This is a genomic window from Dongia sp. P2_B8 (genome assembly GCF_056404715.1).
This window is the reverse complement of the sequence record NZ_JBFUDM010000003.1, coordinates 890,241-913,368: the sequence shown is the minus strand read 5'-3', so window position 1 is coordinate 913,368 and position 23,128 is coordinate 890,241. Positions and strand designations below refer to the sequence as shown.

Here is a 23,128-nt window from a genome sequence, read left to right as displayed (position 1 = left end):
GGCATATTATTGGATGATATGATGCAGGATATCGCACAATGAATCGAGCTGGGCTTTTTGAGCTGAACGCCGTGGTGGCCGTCTCGACTCATCGCAGCTTCCGGGCCGCGGCAGTGGAACTGGGCATGTCACCCTCGGCGCTGAGCCACGCCATTGCAGCGCTCGAACAGCGTATGGGCGTGCGGCTGTTCAACAGGACGACCCGCAGCGTTTCGCTGTCGGAAGCCGGCGAAGTGTTTCTCACCCGCATTCGCCCAGCCCTGCGTGACATTTCGGCGGCGATGGATTCCGTCAACCAGTTTCGCGACACGCCGACCGGCACCTTGCGCATCAACACGGCGGAAGGGGCCGCGCGCCAGATCCTGCAGCCCGTTATCTTTGCGTTCTTGAGGCAGTATCCCGACATGCAGCTGGATCTGGTGACCGATGGGCGGCTGATCGACATCGTTGCCGAAGGTTTCGATGCAGGTATACGCCTTGCCGAGACGGTGCCGCAGGACATGATCTCGATACCCTGCGGGCCGGATCAACGTTTTGCCGTCGTCGCCACACCAGCCTATTTCGAGGCGCATGGCAGACCCAAAACGCCGGCGGATCTCACCAGCCATGCCTGCATCCGACGGCGCTTCCATAGCGGGGCCATCTTTCGCTGGGAATTTGAAAAGCGTGGCGCGGAGATGGTCATCGACGTCAGTGGGCCACTGACACTCGACAGCGACAATCTCATGATCGAGGCGGCATTGCAGGGCCTGGGTGTCGCCTATCTCACGGAATGGAATGTGGCGCCGCATCTGGCAAACCGACGGCTCGAGCGCGTGTTGCTGGATTGGACGCCACCTTTTCCAGGCATGCGCCTCTATTATTCAGGCCACCGCCATGTGCCTGCGGGATTGCGAGCGTTTATCGATCTGACACGCAGGGCCAAATGGCCTGATCGGAAGCGCTAGCTCCTGCCCGACCTGCCGATGACGCTGCCCAGAACTTCGTCGATACGGTCGCGGGCGCGCTCACATTCCTTGCGCGTGCCGGATAGAAACAGCCGCCCGCTGGCACCGATCATCTGAACGTCGACCAGGGTAATCCCGGGTGCCGCCTTCTCCGCCTCGTTGGCGGCGACAGAGGCGAACAAGGCCGGCTCCAGTTCATAGACAAGCAGCGACTTTCCCGGCAGCAGCATCGAGGCTTCCCGTGTCCGGTTGAGGATAATGGCGTGCTGGTCGGCCACATTTTCGATGATATCGGCATAGAGCGTGCGTGGTTTCAGTTGATCCTCGGCCTTGTGGTCGATGCCCCTTAGAATGGCATCACCGGTCTCCATCAGATGGTCAAGGTCGGCGGCATGAAGTTCGAGAATGCCGTATTGGCGTTCGGTATAGAGCAGGCCCGGTTCCATATCCGGCGCCGATTTCAGCGCCAGATCGCAGATCCGGTGAATCGCCAGCGCCGGCGCTATCTCGATGATCAGAGAATGTTCTCCCTGCATCGGCGGATAGCCGCGCGCTCGTGTCGGCGTCGACATATAGGCCGCGAACTGGCGGGCCAGATCTCTCACCAACAGATAGACGCGCAGTTCGGTCATAGGGTGTTTCTTTATTTTGTCCGGATTTGCCCGGCGGCACCGCAGGCCCTCTCCCCTGGCGGGAGAGGGGTGGGTGAAGCGGACCTACTACTCAACTCGCTCTCTCCGCCCCCTCACCCCGACCCTCTCCCGCGAGGGAGAGGAGGAGAGATGGCAAGGAAAGATCGAATTTTGAGCCTACTTCCCGGTCGCTGTCGCAAAATGCTTGCCGAGGTCAGGGTGTGGCCGCGGGATGACATGGACGGAGACGAGCGTGCCAACGCTGCTCGCAGCCTCGGCGCCGGCTTCGGTGGCAGCTTTCACCGCGCCGACATCACCGTTGATGATGACGGCCACCAGGCCATCCCCCACTTCCTCGCGACCAACGACAGTGACGTTGGCGGCTTTCACCATGGCATCAGCCGCGGCCAGGGCCGCGACGAAACCCCGGGTCTCAATCATTCCAATTGCGTTCGACATATCTCTCTCCTTGCTTCGATGATGCTATTTGGATTTGGATTTCGTGGGTTCGTCGAGCGAGCCGATAATGAGGGCATCGATGGGAATCTTGCCACCGCCGAGCCACGATGCGGCGGTCGAGCCGGTGACGATAAGCACATCCTCGCCCTCGCCGCAGCCCAGCACGTCAAAGGCAATCATGCGCCCGCCGCCATGGCTTTCCACTTCCAGGAAAGCGCCAGACGGAATGTGCTCGATCTTCTTGGTGGCCCAATACCGGCCCACGACCCGACCGCGAATCATTGCCCGATCCTTTCGACGCTGATGTTGCGCGCCTTGGCCTTGTCCCGGGCCAAGGGAGTGATGCTGACGCCAGGCCCCAGCAGCAGACGGGTAACGTTCTGGCTGAGCTTGACGACGATGGCTTCCGTGACGACGCCCTTATCGATACGGTGGCTCTGGGGCGCCGATGTCGCTGTGAGGATCTGCCTCGCGCCCGCTAGATGAAATGCATGCTTGCCGGCAAGAATGGCAGCCTTGACCTGCGGGTCTTCGGCCAACCGCAATACATCGCGGGCAAAGCCGGCAAGGTCGGCATCATTGGCGATGCAGACCGCGGCAGCGACTGGAACGGTGGCGCCTTTGCCGGCTTTCATCGCCGTGACTTCCTCGGCGATCACATCCCGGATAAGGGTGCGGATGAGGTTCTTGTCCATGCTCATCATCCTTGCAATGCGGAAAGGGCCGCTTCGGCGCCCATGCGCACATTGGATTCTTCACCGGATAGATAGACGCGGCCGGTGGCACCAAACATACGATAGTCGATGACCTTGATATCGGCGGTCTTCTCGGCCTCGTTGGTGGCAAGAATGGCGTAGGAGGCCGGCTGCATTTCAAGAACGAACAAGGATTCTCCGGGCAGGATCATCGATCCTGACTTGTTGCGGTTGATGAGAAAGGCGTGGCCGTTATCGATCCGCGTCACGATCTTGGAGGCGAGGATCTGCGGCTTCATCGCCTGATCCTGCCGCGCATCCAATTGCTCGAGCACCGCTTCGGCAGCGGATTTTACCGAGGCAATCGAGCGGGAATGAAACTCGAGATAGCCAAATTGGCGCTCCACCACCAGCATGCCTCCGGAGACACTGGCATGTTTCAGCGCAACGTCGGTCAACGCCTCGATATCGAGGCCCGGCGCTAGCTCGATGATCTGCGCTGCCATGTGAGTGCGCGGCAGCCTGCCGCGCATGCCGCTTGCCATATAGCAGAGCGTCTGCGGCTGCAGCTGGTCGATGAAGATGAAGGAGCGCAGGTCGGCCATGTGTCAGCTCAGCTTTCTCATGACCGCAACGCGCCACGGAGTTCTTCGAGCACCATGCGGCGAATCTCCTCACGCAAAATGGCGACCTCGTCGACCGCACCACGTTCCGACAATGGCAGCGGCAACGGATCCTGCGCCACATCGGCCCCTTCCTGCAGGCGGCCGAGCGAGATCGGCGCTTCCAGACCCAACGCCAGCGCCGGCCCACCGGCATTGGCATCGAGCCCGCTGAAGTCGCCGAACGCTTCCTTCGGATCGTCGTTATAGGCGATGCACGTCCAGTTGATGAGGTGCTGCGGTCCCACATTCTCGCCAATGGCGGACGATCCGAAGAAGCCGGTGCCGATGGTGAAGGCCGGCGCCAGATGCGTGCCGTAGCCGGCAGCACCCAAGCTACAGGGTGCGTTGACGACGACCCGCAATGCCTTTACTGCCGCCCCGTATTTCAAGATGGTCGGTGCGTGTTTGCTATGGATGGCAGCGGAATGGCCAGCACCGGACAGGCGGATAAGTGCGCGCGCCTGGGTGATGCCGGCCTGCGCATGGGGCACCCGCAGGAAGCCCAGAACAGGGCACAGCTTTTCCTTGGAGAGCGGCTCGTCGATACCGATGCGGTCGATCTCGGCCAGAATGATCTGGGTCTGCACCGGCAGGCGCAGGCCGATCTGCGCACCGATCTCGACCGCGGATTTACCAAGCACGGCGATGTTGAAACTGCCCTTGCCGAAGAGGAGGTCGCGAAGGGCTGCCACCTCTTCCGGCTTTGCCACATAAGCGCCGGCGGATTTCAACGCCTGAAGCAGCCGGTCCGCAACGCTCTCGACCGCCAGCACGACACTTTCATTGGTGCACAGGATGGAATTGTCGAAAGCCTTCGAGGTGACGATGCGCTTCGCGGCCTCATTGAGATCTGCACTGTCATCGACCAGCACCGGGGCGTTGCCTGGACCGACGCCGATCGCCGGATTGCCGGAGCTATAGGCTGAGCGCACCATGGGTGTGCCGCCGGTTGCCAGAATCACGCCGACACGGGGCGATTTCATCACATAGTCGATGAGCGGCAGATTGGGCTCTTCAATCACCTGAATGATGCCGACCGGCGCTCCCGCCTCTTCAGCCGCAGCCGCCATCAGCTTTGCGGCACGGACCGAGCAGGTCTTTGCCATCGGGTGCGGTGAGAGGATGATGGCATTGCGGGTAAAGAGTGCCATCAGCACCTTATAGTAGACGCTGCAAACCGGGTTGGTGGAAGGTGTCAGCGCAAAGACGATACCGGCCGGGCGCGGCAGTTCGACCATCTTCAACTCGGCTTTGACGCGAGCCGAACAATAATCCTCTTTGGCATAGAGTTCGAACAGCCCGCGCGAGGTGAGCTCGTTCTTGATCTTCTTGTGAGCCGCGACACCGAATCCGGTTTCCTTGACCGCGGCTTCGGCCAACGCGCCTGCATGAGTATAGGCAACCTCGGCGGCGGCGCGGGCGATTGCCTCGATGCGCTTGCGGTCAAAGCGCGCAAAAGCCGCAGCGGCCCATTCCGCAGTCTGCAGCATCATGTCTGCATTGCCGGTCGCGCGCTTTTCGCCAGCCAGGATTTCTTCGACGATGGCAGTCATGTCAGGATTTCCTCACGCCACACGGCGCGTTCTGGTGCCCTTGCCGAGGCAATCGGCACGGGCAAGGCCAATGCTCCGTTCGACGCGCTCCAGCACTTCGGCACAGAGATCGGCGGTCATCAGCACGCCAGGCTTGAACTGCAGGACACGGGGATCGAGGGTCGAGAAAATTGCCCAGACACCATTTTCATAAAGATGCTTCATGACCGGCTTGGCGCCTTCCGGGAAATCAAACTCCAGGCCCATCACCAGCCCACATTGGCGAATGCCCGCGAAGAAGTCGGGATAGAGTTGCATGATCTCGTGAAGGCCGTTGCGGAAGGTCTCTGAAATATAATTGACCATCGGCTTCATGGTCGGCCGTTCCAGAATTTCCAGCGTCTTCATGGCGACCAGGCAACCCAGTTCCGCGCCACCCATGGTCGACATGTGCGCAAATCCGTCCTGGGTCAGCCAGCCGGCATAGGGCTCGCGCGCGACCACACAGGCAATCGGATACATGCCGCCGGAGATACCTTTGCCAGTCACCATGATGTCCGGATTGATGCCATAGCGCTGGTAACCCCACATCTCACCGCAGCGCATGAGGCCCGTCTGCACCTCATCCGCGATATAAAGGGCGCCATACTTCTCGCACAGCTTCTTCACATCCTGCAGATAGCCTGGCAACGGCATCGGAAAGCCGTAGGTGGCCGGGATCGTCTCCATAATGAGCGCGGCCACGTCTCTGCCCTTCAAGGCATCTTCCATGGCATTGAGATCGTTGAACGGCACATGGACGAAATCATCCGGCTGGTCGGACAAGAAGATCTTCTTGAAGCGGTCGGCACCGGCCGCCACAGCCAGACCCGTATGGCCATGATAGGCGTTGATGATGGAGACGATCTTGCGCCGTTGCGTGGCATGCCGTGCCGTCTTCAGGGCGATGTCGATCGCCTCGGCACCACCCGAGGCATACATGGTGTAGTGCATGTCGCCACCGCAAATCCGTGCCAGGCGTTCGGCCAGGGCCGTGCGTCCCTGGTTTGGGAAATGATGATTGCCCATGTCGAAGCGCTGCATGCCGCGATTGAGTACTTCGATCAGCTCCGGGTGGCGATGGCCGATATTGTAGGTACCGCCATTGAGATGGAGATCAATGAGTCGCCTGCCATCCATGTCCCACAGCAGGTAACCCTCGCGCTTGTCGATCACCAGATCGACGCCCATATCCTGCCAGGCTTGGGTCTTGCCGGGGTTCCAGAACATCTTCGATTTGGCGATGAACTCGCGCTTCTCGGGACTCTGCTGAAGATCTGCCATCGTTCACTCCCAGCCCGCTTGGGGCTTAGCTCTTTTGGCTCAAATAGCGTTCGGCGAGATCGCAGGTGCCGGTGCTGTAGCCCGGCCCTTCCGTGCGTGCGAGGTCGGTTTCAGCGTGGCTGCCCATCCAGGCGAAGAGCGTCATGCGCCGCAACAAGATGAAGGTCCACATTTCCTCGTCATCCTCTGACGGCAGCGCGCGGACGCGGCGATAGCCTTCCTTCCAGGCTTCCATCAATTCCGGCACGTCGGCGCGGTCCTCGAAGAAACTCACGGCAGTCGCCGCGTCGTAGAGGAACCAGCCGAGCCCGCAATCGTCGAAATCGATCACCCGCACGTCGCCGTCATGAACCAGCAGGTTGGCGAGGCGGAAATCGGCATGGATGAGGCCATAGCGGTTCCTGCCCTGGCCGAACCGCACCAGCCGGCGCTCCATGAGATCGACCGCACGCTGCAACAATCTGGCACGGTCCGGCGTGCAATCCGGCCCGGCTTGCCAGGCGCCCCAATTGGCGGTTTTGCCCAAAGAATGTTCGAAATCCCAGGACAGCCGCTGGAAGTAGCCGGGGCGCTGCCAGCCTTCGCTGTGGTTGTGGCACCGCGCCGTGACCTCGCCCAATTGACGAAAGGGCGGGATGAGATTGTCCTGTGGCGGTTCAATGCCGTCGATGAATTCAAACAACACGCAGTTGCGGGGGGTAGACAAGGCCGGATGCGCCACGGTCTGGATATCCGCGCCATCGCGCGCCGGGATGGCTTGCGGCGTCTTCACACCGGCTTCCGCCTGCAGCGCGCGCATCCAGGCCAGTTCGCTGCGGATGCCATCGACGCTGTGATAGCCGTCGCGATGGACGCGCAGGATGACCGGCCGGGCAGCACCCGCCGGCATCACACGATAGGTCCAGTTTTCCGAATGGTTGATGAGCTTCAGATCGGCACCGGCAAGGCCCCAGCGCGCGAGGGAACTCGCCGCCAGTTCATCGATGATGCGCAACAATCGTTCGGTCGTGAGCACGCCGCTCATGAATATCCTTCGCTCCCAGATGTAGGTCAGGCTCTCAACCCTTGGATTCACTGAGCTTTGCAGCAGCGGCCCATGGGTTCGCCGCTTGTTCGCGGCCGGCACGTTTCCATCCATGGGCGAGGTTAAAGCCGCTTGTCGCCAGCGCGCTTGACCCCTGGAGCGGCGATCTTGACAGCTGATCAGCTTTGCACCCTTGAAGGTCCCGCCGGGCTCGTGCCATCATCGCTAAACTTTTTTGCCGGAGATCGTGCCGATGGCTGCCGCTCTGCTGGATTCCAAGACCGAGACGCGCGAGACAGGCGCGCCGATCGTGCTGGCCGCAGCGGCGACAGGCCTCGTTGATTTCATTGAACGGCAGCAAGGCGACGTGGATTCGATCTTCGGCAATTCCGGCATCGCGCCGGACATGGCCGGTGCGCCCACCTTGAAGCTGAAACTTGCTTCCTATTGCCGTCTCTTCGAACAGGCCGCCAAGCAGATCGAGGGTGACAAATTCAGCCCAGGCAATTTCGGCCTGCATTTCGGCCAGCAGTTCCAGCCGCGCGACCTCGGCATGTGGGGCTATGCCGCGATCTCGTCACCGACCTTGGGTGCTGCCCTCGACAATCTGGTGCGGCTTTTCCACTACCATCAGGAATCCTCTGGCATGCAGTTGGCCCGTGGCAAGGACGGGTTGATGCGCCTCGAATATCAGATCTATTCCTCGGAAATCGTCGAGCGGCGTCAGGATGCGGAATTGTCCCTGGGCATGTTCGCCAATGTAATTCGCGATTGCTGCGGTCCGAAATGGGCACCGATCGAAGTGCATTTCGAGCATCCGCGGCCGGAATTCTGGAAGGAACACGAGACGGCCTTCGACGCGCCGGTCTATTTCAGCCAACCCACGAATGCTCTGCTGTTCCGCCCGGAATTGCTGGAACGTGCGATGCCGGGCCGCGATCTGCAGCTGCTCACCATGATGCAGACATGCCTTGAATCCTTGGGATCACACCGGCAGGGCAGCGATGGCATGGTCGATCGCGTCAAGACGGCAATCCGCGTCAATCTGCCCAGCGGCTATCCCAGCCTCGATCATATCGCGCAGATGCTGCGGGTCGCCCCCGCTGTCATCCAGCGCGAATTGTCAGAACAGGGTTTGACTTACAAGGATGCCGTTGAAACAACGCGTCAGAGCCTGGCGCAGATGTATCTCGACCAGCGCCAGCTGCCCTTGACCGAGATCGCCTTGCTGCTCGGCTATTCGGAACTTTCGGCCTTCACCCGGGCCTTCACCCGCTGGACTGGTGTCAGCCCCCGGGCCTATCGCAAACAGGGGCACTAAATCTGCGCCATCGCATCCTGTGATTCTGGCAGGATCTGCCCACCGTCGACGATGATGGTCTGGCCGGTGATATAGCCGGCCTCGCGCGATGCCAGGAACAAGGCGGCATGGCCGATATCCTCGACATCGCCGAGCTTGCCGAGCGGGACCGATGCCGCCATGCCCTTCATATATTCCTCGCCGAGTTCGATGAGCCCCTCGGTCATGACATTGCCGGGGAGCACGGCGTTGACCGTAATGCCGTATTTTGCCAATTCCATGCAGGCCGTGCGCATGAAACCCAATTGACCGGCCTTGGTCGCACCGTAGTGGGTCCAGCCGGGAAATCCGGTCACCGGACCTGTGATCGATGAGGTGATGACAATGCGCCCCTCACCGCTTTTCTTGAGGTACGGCACGCACGCCTTCACCGATAAAAAAGTGCCCTTGAGGTTGGTTGCCATGACATCGTCCCAGGTCTCCGGCGACATCTCCTCGATCTTCACCTGTGGGAACATGCCGGCATTGGCGCACAGCACGTCGACGCTGCCATAACGATCGGCCGCCGCCTTGGCCATCTTCTCCATGTCCGGCAGCTTGGTGACATCGGCGGAGAAGCCGGACGCCGTGTGGCCCATATCGGTCAGTTCCTTGGCGGCCGTCTCCGCCGCCTTGAGGTCGCGTCCGACCACCAGCACCTTGGCCCCGTGTTTGGCAAAGACCCGGGCAATGCCCTTACCGATACCCTTGCTGGCGCCGGTGACGATGACGGATTTCCCCTTGATCGATGCGGCCAGCATGGCGCGTTCCTCCGATTTTAATCAGGTTTCCGATTGATCGCTGACGGCGCGGCGACGGCGCAGCATCAGAATGATCGCATAGCCCGCCAGCAGGAGCGTCGCGGCACCCACTGTCGAGACCGTGCCCAGCACCGGCACGCCCGGCGTATAGCCGGCTACCATCTTGGCATAAAGATATTCCGGAATCGTTGTGTCGGCACCGGTCGTATAGAGCGACAACGGGAAATTGCCCCAGGACAACAAGAAGGCGAATAACCCGCCAGAGAAGATGCCGGGAAAGAGCACCGGCAAGGTTACCTCGCGGAACACCTGCCATTTGGTGGCGCCAAGATCGAAGGCCGCCTCTTCCAGGGCCGGATCGAAGGAATAGACCTGGATCGAAATAACCAGGGTGCAGACGGGAATGATCCAGACCAGATGGGCAAAGACCGCCGTCTGCCAGGACATGGTGAGGCCCAGCGCGTTGAACCAGAGCAGCAGCGACAGGCCCAGCACCGATTGCGGAAAGAAGATCGGCAGCAACACGATCTTCTGATAGATGCTGCGACCCTTCCAGTCATAGCGCGCGAAAGCCAACGCCCCAAACAAGGCGATCGTCACGGCAATGACCGTGACGCAGGCGGCGATCAGGATCGACGTCTTGAACAACTGATGGATTTCGAGGGAGGCGAATGTCTTCTGCCACCAATCGAAACCCCATTTGTTGATGGGAAATATGAAGTAGCGGCTCGACGTCATCGAGGCCAGCAGCAGGCAGACACCCGGCAAATACATGAAGACGACAACGGCCGCCGTCCACGCCCAGATGAGAGAGGTACGCCAGCGGGGCGTGAGGCCGTTCATCGCCTATCTCCGTCCCAGGATGGCGTCGAGATCGAAGCGCCGCAGCACTAGAAGGACCATGGTCCCCACCACGAGCATCAGCAGCACCGAGAGGGCAGCTCCCAATGGCCAGTTCTGTGCATAGGTAAAGGCGATTTCAATATCGTGGCTGATCGGGATGATCTGCTGTCCACCCAGCACTTTCGCCTCGGCGATGGCACCGACTGCCAGCACAAAAGACAGCAGGAAGCCGATCATGATGCCTGGCATGGAAAGTGGTAACTCGACCTCCTTGAACACCTGCCAGCGCGTGGCGCCGAGGTCGAAGGCGGCATCCCGGGTCTGGTCAGGCACCATGGAGACGCCCAGCGTCATCGGAAACAGCATGAAGGGCAGATAAACATAGACCATACCGAAGACGATAATGCCGCTGGTGAACAGCCAGCTTTCCGGCTCGATGCCGAACCAGGCCTTCAACGTGCCGAGCAAGACGCCATTCTTGATGAAGAACAGCACCCAGCCATAGAGGCGAACATTTTCCGAGACAAACAGCGGAATCGTGAACAGCAGCGTGACCAACGTCGCATATTTCCCGAACACCCGCGCCAGGCCATAGGCAATGGGATAGCAAATGACCGCCAGAATGAGGACGGTGACGGCAGCAAGCCCCAGCGACCAGAGGAAAGAAAGATAGGCCGTCGAATTGAAGATCTCGACATAATTGCCGAGGCTCCAGGGCTGCCACAGCTCGAACGTGCGGGCAGGAATGAAGCTGAAGCCGATCACGGCCAGCAGGGGTGCAGCAAACCCCACCAACAGGAATAGCAGCAGCGGCAGCGCGTGCCTTGTGCCGGGTCTGAACATCTTTGCGAGGTTCATGGCTTTCCCCCGCTCAATCCGTCACCAGGATGCTGTCCTTCGCATCCCAGCCGATCAGCACATTGTCGTCACGGTGGCCGGTAAAGGCCTGCTGGCGCAATTTCTCGACGATGAAGACATGGTCACCGACACGCACCTGATATTGGATGCGCGACCCCAGCACATATTCGTTATAGAGCCGGCCCTCGAGGCAGTTCTGCGCCTGCCCGCGCGCTTCCAGGAAGCGCAGCGATTCCGGCCGTACGACCAGATGGCCGGACGCGAAACCGGCCGGTACCGGTGGGCTGGCGAAATCGGTCTTGAATTCCGCCGCATGCACAGTGGCCGAGCCGGCTGCCGTCACAGCCATGACGTTGACGTCGCCGATGAATTCCGAGACGAATTTGGTTTCCGGCGCGGAGTAGATCTGCTGCGGCGAGCCCACCTGTACCAGCGATCCCGCCCGCATGACACCGATGCGGTCGCTCATCACCATCGCCTCTTCCAAACTGTGAGTGATGTAGATGAAGGTCTTGCCGGTCTCCCGGTGGATGTCCTTCAGTTCCTTCTCCAGCGTCTTCCTAAGTTTGTAATCGATCGCCGACAGCGGCTCGTCAAAGAACAGAATGTCGGGATCGTAAGCAAGTGCGCGCGCCAAAGCCACGCGCTGCCGTTCACCGCCCGAACATTTGGTGACACTCTTGCCGTAATAATCCTGCGGCAGGCGCAGCTGGTCCATCAGCTGCAGCGCGCGAATTTTGCGGGCCGCGGGGTCGACATTCTTGATCTTCAGCGAGAACTCGATGTTCTGCCCCACCGTGCGATGCGGGAACAGCGCCAGAGACTGGAACACCATGCAGGTCGGCCGCTTGTTGGCCGGCAGATCGTTGATCCGACTCCCGCGCAGCAGGATGTCACCGCTGGTGGCACTCTCCATCCCGGTCAGCATGCGCAGCAAGGTGGTCTTGCCGCTGCCGGACGGGCCGACAATGGTGAAGAACTCTCCTTCGGAGATGTCGAGATTGATTTCTTTGACGGCCGTGAAATTGCCGAAAATCTTGGTGAGATTGCGCAGCTGCAGAATGGGCGATCGGCCGTTCATGGTCCTCGGAAATCCGGATGATGAAGAGGTCAGAAAAACTGCGGGTCGCCCAGCATACTTCCAGCTGGACGACCCGCGCGCAAGACAGGTCGCTGGTCGATCTCAGCCGCCGGAAGCTTCGCGCTTCGCCGCGGTCATGATGTCGAGCAGCTTGTCGTAATCCGGCACAATGTCGTATTCGACCGAGCGCGCCATTTCCTCTTCCAGACTGTCATACTGGATGGCGTCGAGCTCTTCCTTGGTAAAGAGCTTGAAGCAATCCGGGTTGCCCATCTGGGCCACCGGGTTGAAGGTGCCTTCGGCGAAGGCGACGGTATGGGCGACGGTCGGATCCTGCACATATTCCAGGAAGGCCACCGCTTGTGGTGACAGATCCGGATTATTGACGGTCGAGGTCACCTCGATCCAGGAAATGCCGCCCTTGCCGCCTGCCATTGGGCCTTTCTTCGGTGTGATGCCGCGAATGGCAGCGGTCCCGTCAGCGCGCGCCGGCGAGGCAGAATAGGTGCCGCCGGTCATGTGGAAATTGATCTCGCCCGAGACCAGCGCCTGGTTCATCGTTGCGATATCGCCCACCACCTTGGCGCCCTTGAAGACCTTCTTCGCGGTTTCAGTGAACTTTGCGACCTCCTCGTCGCTATGGACCTTGAACGGATCGAAGCCGGCGATGCAGCAGATGTTGAAGACGTTCCAATCGTCGGATTCAAGGATGCCGTATTTCTTGTCATTGGCCGGATCGTTCCACAGATCCCAGCCCTGATCCTCGGCGGCGTCGCGGCTGACTTTGTCGGTATTGACGACGAAGCTGTAGGGGCCATAGCGCTGGCACATGCCGAGCAGCTCGACACCGGCATCGTCCATCGCCCATTTATAAGGCGGCTTGAAGGCCGGGGCCATTTTCTCGAAATAGGGCTCCATCTTGGCGCGATCGAGCGGCTTGATGAGCTTTTCCGGGAACATCACCTTGCGCGCCCAGGGATTGTTGACGTTGATCAAATCCCAGACATTGGTTTCGCCGGCCCGCAGACGGTTGATCATGGTGGGGTCGTTGGTGAGCGATTCCGCTTTCACCGTGGCGGCCGAGGATTCGCGGAACGGGTCCAACACCTGGGCCGAGTTATAACCCTCCCAACACAGGATATTGAGTTCCTTCGACCGGTCCGCAAAGGCGGGGCGCAGGCCGGCGACACCGCCGGTGGCAAAGGCCGCCGCCATCAGGGCGGAATTCTGCATGAAATTGCGACGTGACTGCTTGAAGCTGCTCATCTGTCCCTCTCCGTTGGCCCGGGCGTTGCTGCCGGTGCCGCTTCCCTGTTGACCAAGCTGGTGCATCTGGCCGCAAAGTCCGGACGGATGCGGTTTTCTGCGCGTTCTCGCTTGCTTGACGCAAGTCATCTTGATGTCGGTCACACTATGGACGATAGGGACCCCCTACCACCCGGTCTTGACATTTAGGCCGATAATCTTGACAGCCCCCTCAATGACAACAATGCCTTAAGTTAACGCCAGCCAATTTCGCGTGAGCGTCTGGCAGACCCGGACGTAGTCGCGGAAATGGATGTCGAATTGTTGATCGAGATCGGTCAACAATCTTGGCTCATCGCGACAGAAATCCTTGCCAAACATCCGGATCCAATCCCGCACGATGTCGATCGTCACCTCGACATGGAATTGGACACCGTAGGTCTTGGTACCGACCCGGAAGGCCTGAACCGCGCAGGCCCCGCCGGTCATCAGGGTGACGGCACCTGGCGTGTTCCGCGTGGCTTCATAGTGGTTTTCGAAGGTCGTGACGGGTTCCGCCACATCCCGGAACAGCGGATCCGCCCTGCCCTCTGCCGTCAGGCCGAGCTGGTAGAAGCCGGATTCAAGCTTGCCCAGGCGATAGATCTCGCCCCCGAAGGCGTGGGCGATGATCTGGGCGCCGAGGCAGACCCCGAGGACCGGGCGGTCCGCTGCCGTAAAAGCGCGGATCAGCGCCATCGTCTCGGTGAGGAAGGGATAATCATGCTCGTCCCTGGCACTCATCGGCCCGCCCATGACGATGAGCCCGGCATAGCCGCCCGGCCCCGCAGGCAGGCCGGGATAGGCAAGCGGCGACTGGCTGGCAAAACGCGCAACCGGAAAGACCGCGTCATAGTGCGCGCCGTTCTCGATGAGCGCCTGCCCCAGGATGCCGGGCGGTGCCACCAGTTCCGGGACGATGATGAGGATGCGCTTCATGCCAGCTTCATCATTTGGACAAGTTCGGCCGCATTCATCACGTGGCAATAGATCATGTTGATGATGGCCAGTTCCTGCTCATGGAGCGCATCAGAACCTGCGGCACAGCAATCTTCCACCACCACGACCTGGAAGCTTTCATCGGCGAGACTGCGCACCGTCGAAGAGACGCATTGATCGGTGAAGATGCCGACACAGATCACATTCTTGATGCCGAGATTATGAAGGATGAGGCGCAGATTGGTGCCTGTGAGCGCGCTGTCAGTCGTCTTAGTGACCGTGATCTCGTCGCCCCGGGCCGCCAGTTGCGGCACGATCTGCGAGGATTGTTCGTCCTTGGGCAGCAAAAGATTGTTCCAGCCCGGCATCTTCTGGCTGAGCGACCGGTCGCGACCATCCGCCGTCTGGCAGGCGATGCGGGCGAACAGGCATTCGATGCCGTGCTTGCGCGCAAGGCGCAGCAACTCGGCCGTGCGTGGAATGACGATCTCATTCATGCGCTTATGGAACGGCGTCCAGGCATCATAGCTGGCCTGCCCGGCAGCATCGAGCGATGCCCGGTCCGGCCTTGCCAGATAGGTGTTCTGCACATCGATCACCAGCAGCGCCGTCTCGGCCGGCTTGAAATCGAGATCGTCCGGCTCCGGTGCGCCGGCATAATAGAAAGAACGGTTGCGGGTCTTCCAGGTCATTGCGAGCGATCCAACTCAAAACCGATACGTAAACAGCCCTCGACGTTCGTAGACTTCCGCAGCTTCCTCGACAAAGTCGGCCATCTTGGTGGCACCGTATGTGTCGCGCAATGTCTTGGCTGCCGCGAGCAGATCGCCCTTGGCCTTTGCCCGCCCAGGCCGCAACAGTTCATAGACTTTCAGCACGAACTCCTGCGGCACATCGACGATCTCGGCAGCGCGTTCGAAATTGCGGGCGAGCGTCGGGCGGCCAGCCAGTTCCGAAATCCGCGCCTGGTCCTGCAGTGCCTGTGGCGTGATGCGCAAATCCTCCAGCGTCACATCCCCCGCCTCGACAGCCTTCAGGGTCAGATCCTCCAGCGCCTTGCCGCGCGCGGTCTTCACCAGATCCGGGCGGTTCTCTGCCAAGGGATAGTCGGCGATGCCGTTGATGCGTGCCATTAATGTGCCTCCAGGAAGGCGATCTCGATATCCTCGGGCTTGGCCCCATCCTCAGTCAGTGAAGTCTCGATGGCATAGATAAGAGCCACCTGGGCGTGATAGCGGGCGCCCATGGCCTTGCCTTCGGTGGGGACCACGACCGGCTCCGGCATCTCGCCCTTGGCATAGGTGGCGGCATTCTCGCCGAGGCTGCGGTAATGACTGAGCGAGGTAATGGGCGCGTTGGAGAACAGTTCCAGATTGTGGTGCGGCAGCCGGTCGGCTTGGTGAATGACCGCCGTTCCCTTCGCCTGCAAACCGATACCGACGCCCGATCCCGCAAGACGCGCCGCACTCAGCCCCAGGAACGACGTATCGGCGGTATGGCGCATGCGCACGATGCGCGCAACGCCGCCCTTGGCGGCAATACCGTCGCTCAAGGCCCGCAGCACGGCAGAGAGCGCGTGGCCGGCGAGTGTCCGGAACAATTTGAGGCCGAAGGCCGGACTGACACCGATCACGATCTCGTTGCGCGGGCCGGTCACGGCCGCCTCGCCCAGCGCCTTATAGCGGATGAGCTTGTTCTCGCCACTGGCGAAAGTCGCTTCGGTGCGGAGCACTTCCTCGCGCGTCAGCACATCGCGGATGGCGGCCAGTTCCTGGCGGCGGCTTTCGCTCAACCGATAGCCGGTGCCGGGACCGCCATAGTCGTTGGGATCGTTGACAGCACTGATGACATGGCCCTTGCGCACGATCGCCGCCGTCTGCAGATAATCGCCCGACACGCGCAGTCGTACGACATTGAGCAAATTCTGCGCCTCCTCGCGGAAACCGCGGACCGCCAACGCCTTGATCACGTCCAGAACATTGATGCCGCGCTCCTTGATCTTGTCGCTGATGAAGGCAACGTCGCGCGGCAGATAGCTGTCGGTGTCGTTGGAACCGGACGCCACGGCAACACTGCGTTTCATCGCTTCCGTGGGCGCGCCCAGTTCCAGTTCGGCGAACACGGCGGAGAGCGCCTCGATGGCGCGCTTGCGCAAATCGAGTGCTGCAGCCTCCCCCACCGAGGTCAAGCCGCCATCGGCATCGAAATCGCGCTGCAGGACCAGGAAATCCTCCATCTCTTCGCCATTGAACGAGGAGGGGTTGAAGGAATTGTCATATTTCAGGATCGACCCCATGCCGGAACAGATGAAATCCGACCCGGCGATGAGAAAGGGCAGGATCTTGGCGCCGACGCGGATTTCCGATTCCGAATGCCGCGCATCGTTGCCCGTGGCGCATTCGAGATCCAGCCAGACGGCGATCAGATTTTCCGCCATCAGCTCGCGGACACCGCCCGGCATGGTCGAGGCCAAGGGCGCACCATCGATGCCGCCATTCTGCGTCCCCTGGACACCCATCGCCCGCTGCAGGCACAGGCACCGCGCCTCCAGATAAAGCAGCGATTTCGATTCATGGAACCCCATCAGCAATTCCGACGCTGCCCCCGACGTACACCGCATCTTGATGCCGCGCGACGCATAGGCCGCGGCCAGGAATGCCTTTGACCAGGGCGTATCATCGCCATCGGTGAAGGCACGTTCCGTCCCGTATACCGAAACCGTCTCGGCATAGGAGGTGAACCCCGCCATGCCGATCTGCAGTTCTTCCGCTTCCTCGCTGGAACATTGGAACAGGGTGCCCCAGCGGCCGACTGCGGCACCCACAGCGCAAGCCAAGGCATTCGACCAAGCGTTGCGCGCCACACGCATGGTGGTCTCGACCTCGTCGAAGCCGAACGCGACCGCCGTCGCCGCATCCGCCGCCAATTGCAGCGGATCGTCCTTGGCATTAGTCACATGGCCCTGATTGCCCGGCGTCTTCCGCGTGCGCATCTTGGAGAAGGCAAAGGCGAGCTCGATGGCGGAAAGCTGCGCCACCACCTCGGCAAGTTTCGCCGGCGTCAGGCCATGTGCCAAACGCGCCAGCTCTTCCCTTGGCACGGTGATGTCGACCAGCATGCGCGCGATCTCCGCCGAGGGGACCACCATCGCTTCCGCCGCCAGGTCGAGGTCGAGGTGATGATGGGCGATGAAATGATCGATCATGTCGAAATCGGCCGCAGACACGCCGTCCATGCTGGCGACCTTGCCGCCCGCCATCGTCAGGCCCGGCTTCGGATCTTTGGCGCCCTTGAAGGCCGAGAAACCATTTTCCGGATCTTCCACCGCGAAACGGTCGAGGCGCAGCGGCCGCTCGTCCCAATCGGCGAAACGGCGCCAGCGGTTTGCCCCGGCGTCAATGCTGGGATTGGCGCTCGGCTGCGGTCGGTCGCTCATCACCCACTCCCAACACTTTTGAAGAACTCGGCACGTTGAAGAACCCAATCTTATGCGAGTTTAGCGGGAGATTAGACCGCCGGTCGCGGGACCGCTTGACCGAAAAGCCGCCGGTTTTGACAGGACGGTTATGCTGCCTTGCAGCATCGGCACCATCATGCCATCATTCCTGACCCAAATCTCGCAGCAGACGGCTTGTAAGGACGGTCTTCGATGATCCATCCCGGACGACAGCCACTCTTCGCAGGCGCCGCCAGCAGCGGCGCCGCGGCCGCGCCCGTTGTTTTGGCGGCAGCAGCGGCAGGTCTGGTCGATTTCATCGAAGCACAGGGCGGCGACGTCGATTCCATCTTCGGCAATTGCGGCATCGCCCCGGAAATGACCACGGCGCCCACCTTGCAGCTGCGCCTCGCCGCCTATTGCGGCCTGTTCGAGGAGGCAGCCAAGCAGACCGGGCGCGGCAATTTCGGTCTCTGGTTCGGCCAGCAATTTGCGCCGCGTGATCTCGGCATGTGGGGCTATGCCTGCCTCTCTTCCCCGACCCTTGGCAGCGCCTTGCAGAATTTGGTCGGCCTGTTCCGCTATCAGCAGAGTTCGTCCGCCATGCACCTGAAGCGCGATGCCGATGGCCGCATGCGCCTGGAATACCAGATCCTATCGCCCGCCATCATCGCGCGGCGGCAGGATGCGGAACTGTCTTTGGGCCAGTTCACCAACATCATCCGCGAAGCCTGCGGCCGTCATTGGTCACCCCTGGAAATCCAGTTCGAACATCCCCGTCCAGCCGAATGGCGGCAGCATGAGATGGCTTTCGGTGCACCCGTCTTCTTCGGCTGCGCTACCAACGCCATAATCTTTGACGCCATCCTCCTCGAACGGCCCATGCCGGGGCGCGATCTCAAGCTCCTCACCATGATGCAGACCTGCCTTGAATCCTTAGGCTCGCGCGATCAGGCAGAATCGCTCATCGACCGGGTCCGGCACGCCGTCCGCCTGCGCCTCACCGAGGGGGCGCCCACCTTGGAACAGATCGCCCATAGCCTGCGCCTGTCGCCGGCCGCCATTCAGCGCGCGCTGGCCGATGCCGGCCTTGGCTTCCGCGAGGCAGTAGACACCACCCGCTATGACCTTGCGCGCCATTATCTGCAGCAGAGCCAGCTGCCGCTGAGCGAGATCGCTCTGCTGCTGGGCTATTCCGAACTTTCCGCCTTCACGCGGGCCTTCACCCGCTGGGCCGGCGCCAGCCCCCGCGCCTATCGCAGCGGCCTCCTGCGCCACTAGCCCGGCGCCGAGAAGCCATCCTTAGAACCGTGCCTTCAACACAGCGACCTGCTCTGATGTCAACGGCCGGGTCGCCTGGCCACGCAGCATCAGATAGAGCTTCGCGGTCTCTTCCAGTTCCTCCGTCGCATATTGGGCGTCAGCCAGCGTCTTGCCGGCGACCACCGGGCCATGATTGGCCAGCAGCACGGCATGTGCCTTGCCGATCCGCGCCGTGACGGCGTCAGCCAACGCTTCATCGCCCGGCGGATAATAGGGTACCAGCGGCAAGGTCCCCACACGCATCACATAATAGGCCGTGAGTGGTGGCAGGACATCGTCCAGCTGCACGTCGGCAAGGATGCTGACGGCAACTGAATGGGTTGAATGGAGATGCACCACAGCACCAGCCGACTCCCGGGCGCAATAGACGCATTGATGCAGGAAGGCTTCCTTGGTCGGCTTGTCGCCGGCCAGATGCGCACCCTTGGCACTGAGATGTGACAGGCGCGCGGGATCAAGATCGCCCATCGACACATTGGTGGGTGTCGCGAGGATGCTGCCGTCTCCCAGCCTGACACTGATATTGCCGGTCGATCCGAAGGTAAGGCCGCGGTCGAAGATCGACTTGCCGACCTTGGCAATCGCATCGCGCTGCTTGGTTTCTTCAGATAGGGTCGAGATACTCATGACAACACCTTCCACGCCTTTAGGAAGAAATCCGCGGCGCCAAAATTGCCTGACTTCAGTGCCAGCGCCAAGGGGCGGCCGTGAATGCTGGTGGTCCAGGGCACGCCGGGGTCGATCTCCGGCCCGATGCGCAGCGCGTCCACACCCAGCGCCGCAACAACAGCGCCCGACGTTTCGCCACCGGCCACCAGGAAACGGGTGAAGTCGCGCGCAGCCAGATCGGCAGCGACCGCGCCCAGCAATCTTTCGACCATTTCACCCGCTTCCAGACGTCCAAGGCGATCCTGCACCGCCAACACCTCAGCCGGATCGGCGCTGGAATAGACCAGGGCGGGCTGCGTGTCTGTGGCATGCGCCAGCACCCAGTCGACCAATGCGGCAGTGGTCAGCTTGCCCTCGACAATCGCCATCGGGTCGATGCGGAAGCTGGGCACTCCCGCCGCCTGGGCAGTCGCCACCTGTTGGCGCGTCATCGCCGAGCATGACCCGGCAAGGATGACCGAACGACCGCGCGGCGCCCGGAAATCGACCCCCATCGACGACGCCGGTAGCAGACCCTGGCGACGGAAATTCTCTGGCAGGCCGAGCGCGATGCCGGACCCGCCGGTGATCAAGCCAAGATCGGCCGAGGCTTCTCCGATGCTCATCAGATGTTCATCGGTGAGAGCATCAACGATCAAATATCGCACGCCATCCGCGATCGCCTGGACGTAGGCGGCTTTGATGGCAGCAGCTCCCTTGATCACAACGGTATAGGGCAGCAACCCCACTTTATGCGCCGTCTGTTGCGCCAGAACGCGGACCAGATTGGGATCGCGCATCGGCGTCAACGGATGATCCTTCATCGGACTGTCGGACAGCAGTTGATCGCCCACAAACAGATGTCCCTGATAGATCGTGCGCTTGTTGGTGGGAAAGGCCGGACAGGCGATGGTGAGCGGCGCACCCAGCTGATCGAGCAGTGCATCGGCAACAGGTCCGATATTGCCACCGGCCGTCGAATCGAAGGTGGAGCAGTATTTGAAGATGATCTGGCGGGCTCCGGCCGCGCGCAGCATCTCGGCTGCCTTGCGGGACATGGCAACAGCCTCTTTCGCCGGAATGGTGCGCGATTTCAGCGCGAGCACCACGGCATCGACATCCGGCAGATCGAGCGGCGCGCTGGGAACCCCCACAATTTGCACCGTGCGCATGCCGCCCCGGGCGAGCGTCAAGGCAAGGTCGGTGGCTCCAGTCAGATCATCGGCAACAGCGCCCAGCAGCATATGGAAATCCTGTGATCGGAGATGAATTGAACGTGGCTACGCCGTCTTGCCCTTGATGAACTCAAACGGCACATCGGTAATCGTCCGCGCCTCAAGACCCGCCAGGCGGTCCAGCACACATTGCCCGGCAATGGCACCAATCTCGCGTCGCCGCGTCAGCATCGTGGTCAGCGGCTGCGGCAGTTCCTGGCCTATATCCAATCCGTTGAAGCCGATGATCGCGAGCTGCGCCGGCATGGCGATTCCTGCACCCATGCAGTGAAACACGCCGCCAATGGCCATGTCGTCATTCGAGAAATAGACGGCATCGATCTTGGGATGGGTATTCAGCAACTGCGCAAGGCCCGCGCGTCCCGCATGGACCGATGAGGCGCCGGGCGCCATCACCTCGCCGGTCAGGCTGGTCCCCGCGTCCGACAGACCCGCCATGAAGCTCGCTCGGCGCTTGCTGGCGCGGACGTCGCGCTCCATGTCATGGCCGACATAGCCGATATGCCGATATCCGGCAGCAACAAGGCGTGCCGCCGTTTCGCGCCCGGCCATCTGATGCGACATGCCGACCGCGATGTCGATCGGTGTGCCTTCGATATCCATCAATTCGACAACCGGCACGCCGCAGGCCTTGAGCAGATGTGTGGTCTCCGGCTTGTGCTCAAGCCCGGTCACGATGACCGCGGCCGGCCGCCAGGACAGCAGGGCAGAGACCGATTGATATTCCGCTTCGAGGTTGTAGTCGGTGACACTCACCATCGCGCGGTAGCCACGCGGTGCCACCACGCCATGGATGCCGTTGAGGACGTCGGGGAATACGATATTGTCGAGCGAGGGAATGATCACGCCGATAAGGTCCGACCCGGCGGATGCCAGCGCGCCAGCCACGCGATTGGGCACATATCCGACCTTGCGGATGGCTGCTGTCACGCGTTCGCGCGTGTCGTCAGCGATCGGTCCGCTGTTGCGCACCACGCGTGACACCGTGATCTTGCTCACGCGCGCCTCGCGCGCGACGTCGGCCAGCGTCACCGCCGGGCCCGTCTGCCCTTTTCGCGCCTTCCGAATCGCCATCCTGTCGCCCCACATCTTGCCAGTCGGGTATAGACGAGATAATATATCGAAATGTTACCGCTAACATAGACAATAAGCAAGTCCAGGCTGGGAGTTATAAAATGGCAGCACGACAGCCAAATGGCACCAGGATCGCCGTGATCGGCCTGGGCTCGATGGGCTTTGGCATGGCGGCGTCGCTGGCGCGGGCCGGCTTCGATGTCGCTGGCGCGGATGTGCAGAAAGCTGCGGTCGAACGCTTCGCCAAAGAGCATGGTGGCCGGGCGGCAGGATCGCCGGCCGACGCCGCACAGAATGCCGACATGATCGTGACCGTGGTGGTCAATGCGGCGCAGACCCGGGACGTCCTTTTTGGACCGAATGGTGTGGCTGCAACCGCCAGGAAGGGCGCCGTCATCATCTCCTCCGCCACGATGAGCCCCAAGGATGCCGTGGATCTGTCGGAAAAGGCGGCGTCGCATGGCCTCCTCTATCTCGATGCCCCGATCAGCGGCGGTGCCCACCGGGCGGCCGAAGGTGCCTTGACCATCCTGGCCTCGGGCAGTGCCGCAGCTTTTTCCAAGGCACGGCCGGCGCTCGATGCCATGGCCGCCAAGCTCTATGAACTGGGTGACAAGCCCGGCACCGGTGCTTCCTTCAAGATGATCAATCAGCTGCTGGCCGGCGTCCATATCGCAGCAGCCTGCGAGGCGATCACCTTCGCCCAACGCCTCGATCTCGACATCGCCAAGGTCTATGAGGTGATCACCGGATCAGCCGGCAATTCCTGGATGTTCGAGAACCGTATCCCGCATGTGCTGACGGGCGACTATACGCCGCGCAGTGCCGTCGACATCTTCACCAAGGATCTCGGCATCATCTCCGACATGTCGCGTGACCAGAAATTCCCGACACCGATCGCCGCACAGGCCTTCCAGATGTTCCTGATGACGGCAGCTTCCGGCATGGGGCGCGACGATGATGCCTCGGTCGCGAGACTCTATGCCAAGATCGCCGGGCTTGACCTGCCAGCTCAGCCTTAAGGATCCTC

Annotated in this window: 24 protein-coding genes; 4 read left to right on the top strand and 20 right to left on the bottom strand. The window is 61.3% G+C overall.

Annotated features, from left to right (window positions below; genetic code table 11):
* The first annotated feature begins 38 nt into the window (after positions 1 to 38).
* Positions 39 to 947, top strand: coding sequence for a LysR family transcriptional regulator (locus AC1DWZ_RS11850; protein ID WP_477169093.1), 909 nt, complete (start codon positions 39 to 41; stop codon positions 945 to 947).
* Here the strand turns inward: AC1DWZ_RS11850 and AC1DWZ_RS11845 are convergent.
* The 8 genes from AC1DWZ_RS11845 to AC1DWZ_RS11810 form a co-directional block, all read right to left on the bottom strand.
* On the bottom strand, positions 944 to 1,579 hold the full coding sequence (locus tag AC1DWZ_RS11845) for a hypothetical protein (protein WP_477169092.1): 636 nt from the start codon (positions 1,577 to 1,579) through the stop codon (positions 944 to 946). The two genes, AC1DWZ_RS11850 and AC1DWZ_RS11845, sit on opposite strands and share 4 nt — an antisense overlap.
* A gap of 177 nt (positions 1,580 to 1,756) precedes the next feature.
* The gene (locus tag AC1DWZ_RS11840) at positions 1,757 to 2,038 is read right to left on the bottom strand and encodes a BMC domain-containing protein (RefSeq protein ID WP_298687216.1); all 282 of its coding nucleotides are present in this window, start codon (positions 2,036 to 2,038) and stop codon (positions 1,757 to 1,759) included.
* A gap of 24 nt (positions 2,039 to 2,062) precedes the next feature.
* A complete protein-coding gene (locus tag AC1DWZ_RS11835) occupies positions 2,063 to 2,320 on the bottom strand; it encodes a EutN/CcmL family microcompartment protein (RefSeq protein ID WP_298687218.1) in 258 nt (85 codons plus the stop codon).
* The gene (locus AC1DWZ_RS11830) at positions 2,317 to 2,733 is read right to left on the bottom strand and encodes a hypothetical protein (protein WP_477169091.1); all 417 of its coding nucleotides are present in this window, start codon (positions 2,731 to 2,733) and stop codon (positions 2,317 to 2,319) included. The genes AC1DWZ_RS11835 and AC1DWZ_RS11830 overlap by 4 nt, the downstream gene beginning before the upstream one ends.
* A 5-nt stretch (positions 2,734 to 2,738) precedes the next feature.
* A complete protein-coding gene (locus AC1DWZ_RS11825) occupies positions 2,739 to 3,338 on the bottom strand; it encodes a BMC domain-containing protein (protein WP_477169090.1) in 600 nt (199 codons plus the stop codon).
* A gap of 17 nt (positions 3,339 to 3,355) precedes the next feature.
* A complete protein-coding gene (locus AC1DWZ_RS11820; RefSeq protein ID WP_477169089.1) occupies positions 3,356 to 4,951 on the bottom strand; it encodes an aldehyde dehydrogenase family protein in 1,596 nt (531 codons plus the stop codon).
* 12 nt (positions 4,952 to 4,963) lie between these two features.
* Positions 4,964 to 6,253, bottom strand: coding sequence for a class-III pyridoxal-phosphate-dependent aminotransferase (locus AC1DWZ_RS11815; RefSeq protein ID WP_477169088.1), 1,290 nt, complete (start codon positions 6,251 to 6,253; stop codon positions 4,964 to 4,966).
* Positions 6,254 to 6,278: 25 nt separating this feature from the next.
* Entirely contained in the window at positions 6,279 to 7,277 is a 999-nt protein-coding gene (locus AC1DWZ_RS11810) for a phosphotransferase enzyme family protein (protein WP_477169087.1), read from the bottom strand.
* A gap of 253 nt (positions 7,278 to 7,530) precedes the next feature.
* Here AC1DWZ_RS11810 and qhpR (AC1DWZ_RS11805) point away from each other — a divergent pair, with 253 nt between their 5' ends.
* Positions 7,531 to 8,598 carry an AraC-like transcriptional regulator QhpR gene (gene qhpR / locus AC1DWZ_RS11805; protein ID WP_477169086.1) on the top strand — a complete coding sequence of 356 codons (1,068 nt, stop codon included), beginning with the start codon at positions 7,531 to 7,533 and terminating at the stop codon, positions 8,596 to 8,598.
* On the opposite strand, the gene fabG is transcribed toward qhpR (AC1DWZ_RS11805), so the two are convergent.
* From fabG to AC1DWZ_RS11760, 9 genes are all read right to left on the bottom strand, one after another.
* Positions 8,595 to 9,377: a 3-oxoacyl-ACP reductase FabG gene (gene fabG, locus AC1DWZ_RS11800; RefSeq protein WP_477169085.1), complete on the bottom strand. Its 783-nt coding sequence runs from the start codon at positions 9,375 to 9,377 to the stop codon at positions 8,595 to 8,597. The two genes, qhpR (AC1DWZ_RS11805) and fabG, sit on opposite strands and share 4 nt — an antisense overlap.
* Before the next feature lie 21 nt (positions 9,378 to 9,398).
* Positions 9,399 to 10,220, bottom strand: coding sequence for an ABC transporter permease (locus tag AC1DWZ_RS11795; RefSeq protein WP_477169084.1), 822 nt, complete (start codon positions 10,218 to 10,220; stop codon positions 9,399 to 9,401).
* Positions 10,221 to 10,223: 3 nt separating this feature from the next.
* The gene (locus AC1DWZ_RS11790; protein WP_477169083.1) at positions 10,224 to 11,078 is read right to left on the bottom strand and encodes an ABC transporter permease; all 855 of its coding nucleotides are present in this window, start codon (positions 11,076 to 11,078) and stop codon (positions 10,224 to 10,226) included.
* Positions 11,079 to 11,091: 13 nt separating this feature from the next.
* The gene (locus AC1DWZ_RS11785) at positions 11,092 to 12,159 is read right to left on the bottom strand and encodes an ABC transporter ATP-binding protein (protein WP_477169082.1); all 1,068 of its coding nucleotides are present in this window, start codon (positions 12,157 to 12,159) and stop codon (positions 11,092 to 11,094) included.
* Between the two features lie 102 nt (positions 12,160 to 12,261).
* Positions 12,262 to 13,425: an ABC transporter substrate-binding protein gene (locus AC1DWZ_RS11780; protein WP_477169081.1), complete on the bottom strand. Its 1,164-nt coding sequence runs from the start codon at positions 13,423 to 13,425 to the stop codon at positions 12,262 to 12,264.
* A 228-nt stretch (positions 13,426 to 13,653) separates the two neighbouring features.
* The gene (locus AC1DWZ_RS11775; RefSeq protein WP_477169080.1) at positions 13,654 to 14,382 is read right to left on the bottom strand and encodes a type 1 glutamine amidotransferase; all 729 of its coding nucleotides are present in this window, start codon (positions 14,380 to 14,382) and stop codon (positions 13,654 to 13,656) included.
* The gene (locus tag AC1DWZ_RS11770) at positions 14,379 to 15,074 is read right to left on the bottom strand and encodes a cysteine hydrolase family protein (RefSeq protein WP_477169079.1); all 696 of its coding nucleotides are present in this window, start codon (positions 15,072 to 15,074) and stop codon (positions 14,379 to 14,381) included. The genes AC1DWZ_RS11775 and AC1DWZ_RS11770 overlap by 4 nt, the downstream gene beginning before the upstream one ends.
* A gap of 15 nt (positions 15,075 to 15,089) precedes the next feature.
* Positions 15,090 to 15,515 carry a diol dehydratase small subunit gene (locus tag AC1DWZ_RS11765; protein WP_477169078.1) on the bottom strand — a complete coding sequence of 142 codons (426 nt, stop codon included), beginning with the start codon at positions 15,513 to 15,515 and terminating at the stop codon, positions 15,090 to 15,092.
* The gene (locus AC1DWZ_RS11760; protein ID WP_477169077.1) at positions 15,515 to 17,818 is read right to left on the bottom strand and encodes a propanediol/glycerol family dehydratase large subunit; all 2,304 of its coding nucleotides are present in this window, start codon (positions 17,816 to 17,818) and stop codon (positions 15,515 to 15,517) included. The genes AC1DWZ_RS11765 and AC1DWZ_RS11760 overlap by 1 nt, the downstream gene beginning before the upstream one ends.
* Before the next feature lie 213 nt (positions 17,819 to 18,031).
* Between AC1DWZ_RS11760 and qhpR (AC1DWZ_RS11755) the strand changes: the two genes are divergently transcribed.
* Positions 18,032 to 19,099, top strand: coding sequence for an AraC-like transcriptional regulator QhpR (gene qhpR, locus AC1DWZ_RS11755; protein ID WP_477169076.1), 1,068 nt, complete (start codon positions 18,032 to 18,034; stop codon positions 19,097 to 19,099).
* A 21-nt stretch (positions 19,100 to 19,120) separates the two neighbouring features.
* Here the strand turns inward: qhpR (AC1DWZ_RS11755) and otnC are convergent, their stop codons facing one another.
* The 3 genes from otnC to AC1DWZ_RS11740 are packed head-to-tail and all read right to left on the bottom strand — an operon-like array spanning position 19,121 to position 22,098.
* Positions 19,121 to 19,768 (bottom strand): 3-oxo-tetronate 4-phosphate decarboxylase, encoded by a 648-nt coding sequence (gene otnC / locus AC1DWZ_RS11750; protein ID WP_477169075.1) that lies wholly within the window; start codon positions 19,766 to 19,768, stop codon positions 19,121 to 19,123.
* A complete protein-coding gene (gene otnK, locus AC1DWZ_RS11745) occupies positions 19,765 to 21,033 on the bottom strand; it encodes a 3-oxo-tetronate kinase (protein WP_477169074.1) in 1,269 nt (422 codons plus the stop codon). The genes otnC and otnK overlap by 4 nt, the downstream gene beginning before the upstream one ends.
* A gap of 36 nt (positions 21,034 to 21,069) precedes the next feature.
* Complete coding sequence (locus AC1DWZ_RS11740; protein ID WP_477169073.1) at positions 21,070 to 22,098, bottom strand: LacI family DNA-binding transcriptional regulator; 1,029 nt, start codon at positions 22,096 to 22,098, stop codon at positions 21,070 to 21,072.
* Positions 22,099 to 22,127: 29 nt separating this feature from the next.
* On the opposite strand from AC1DWZ_RS11740, the gene ltnD reads away from it, so the two are divergent.
* Positions 22,128 to 23,120, top strand: a complete 993-nt coding sequence (gene ltnD / locus AC1DWZ_RS11735) for an L-threonate dehydrogenase (protein ID WP_477169495.1) — start codon at positions 22,128 to 22,130, stop codon at positions 23,118 to 23,120.
* Positions 23,121 to 23,128 lie beyond the last annotated feature (8 nt).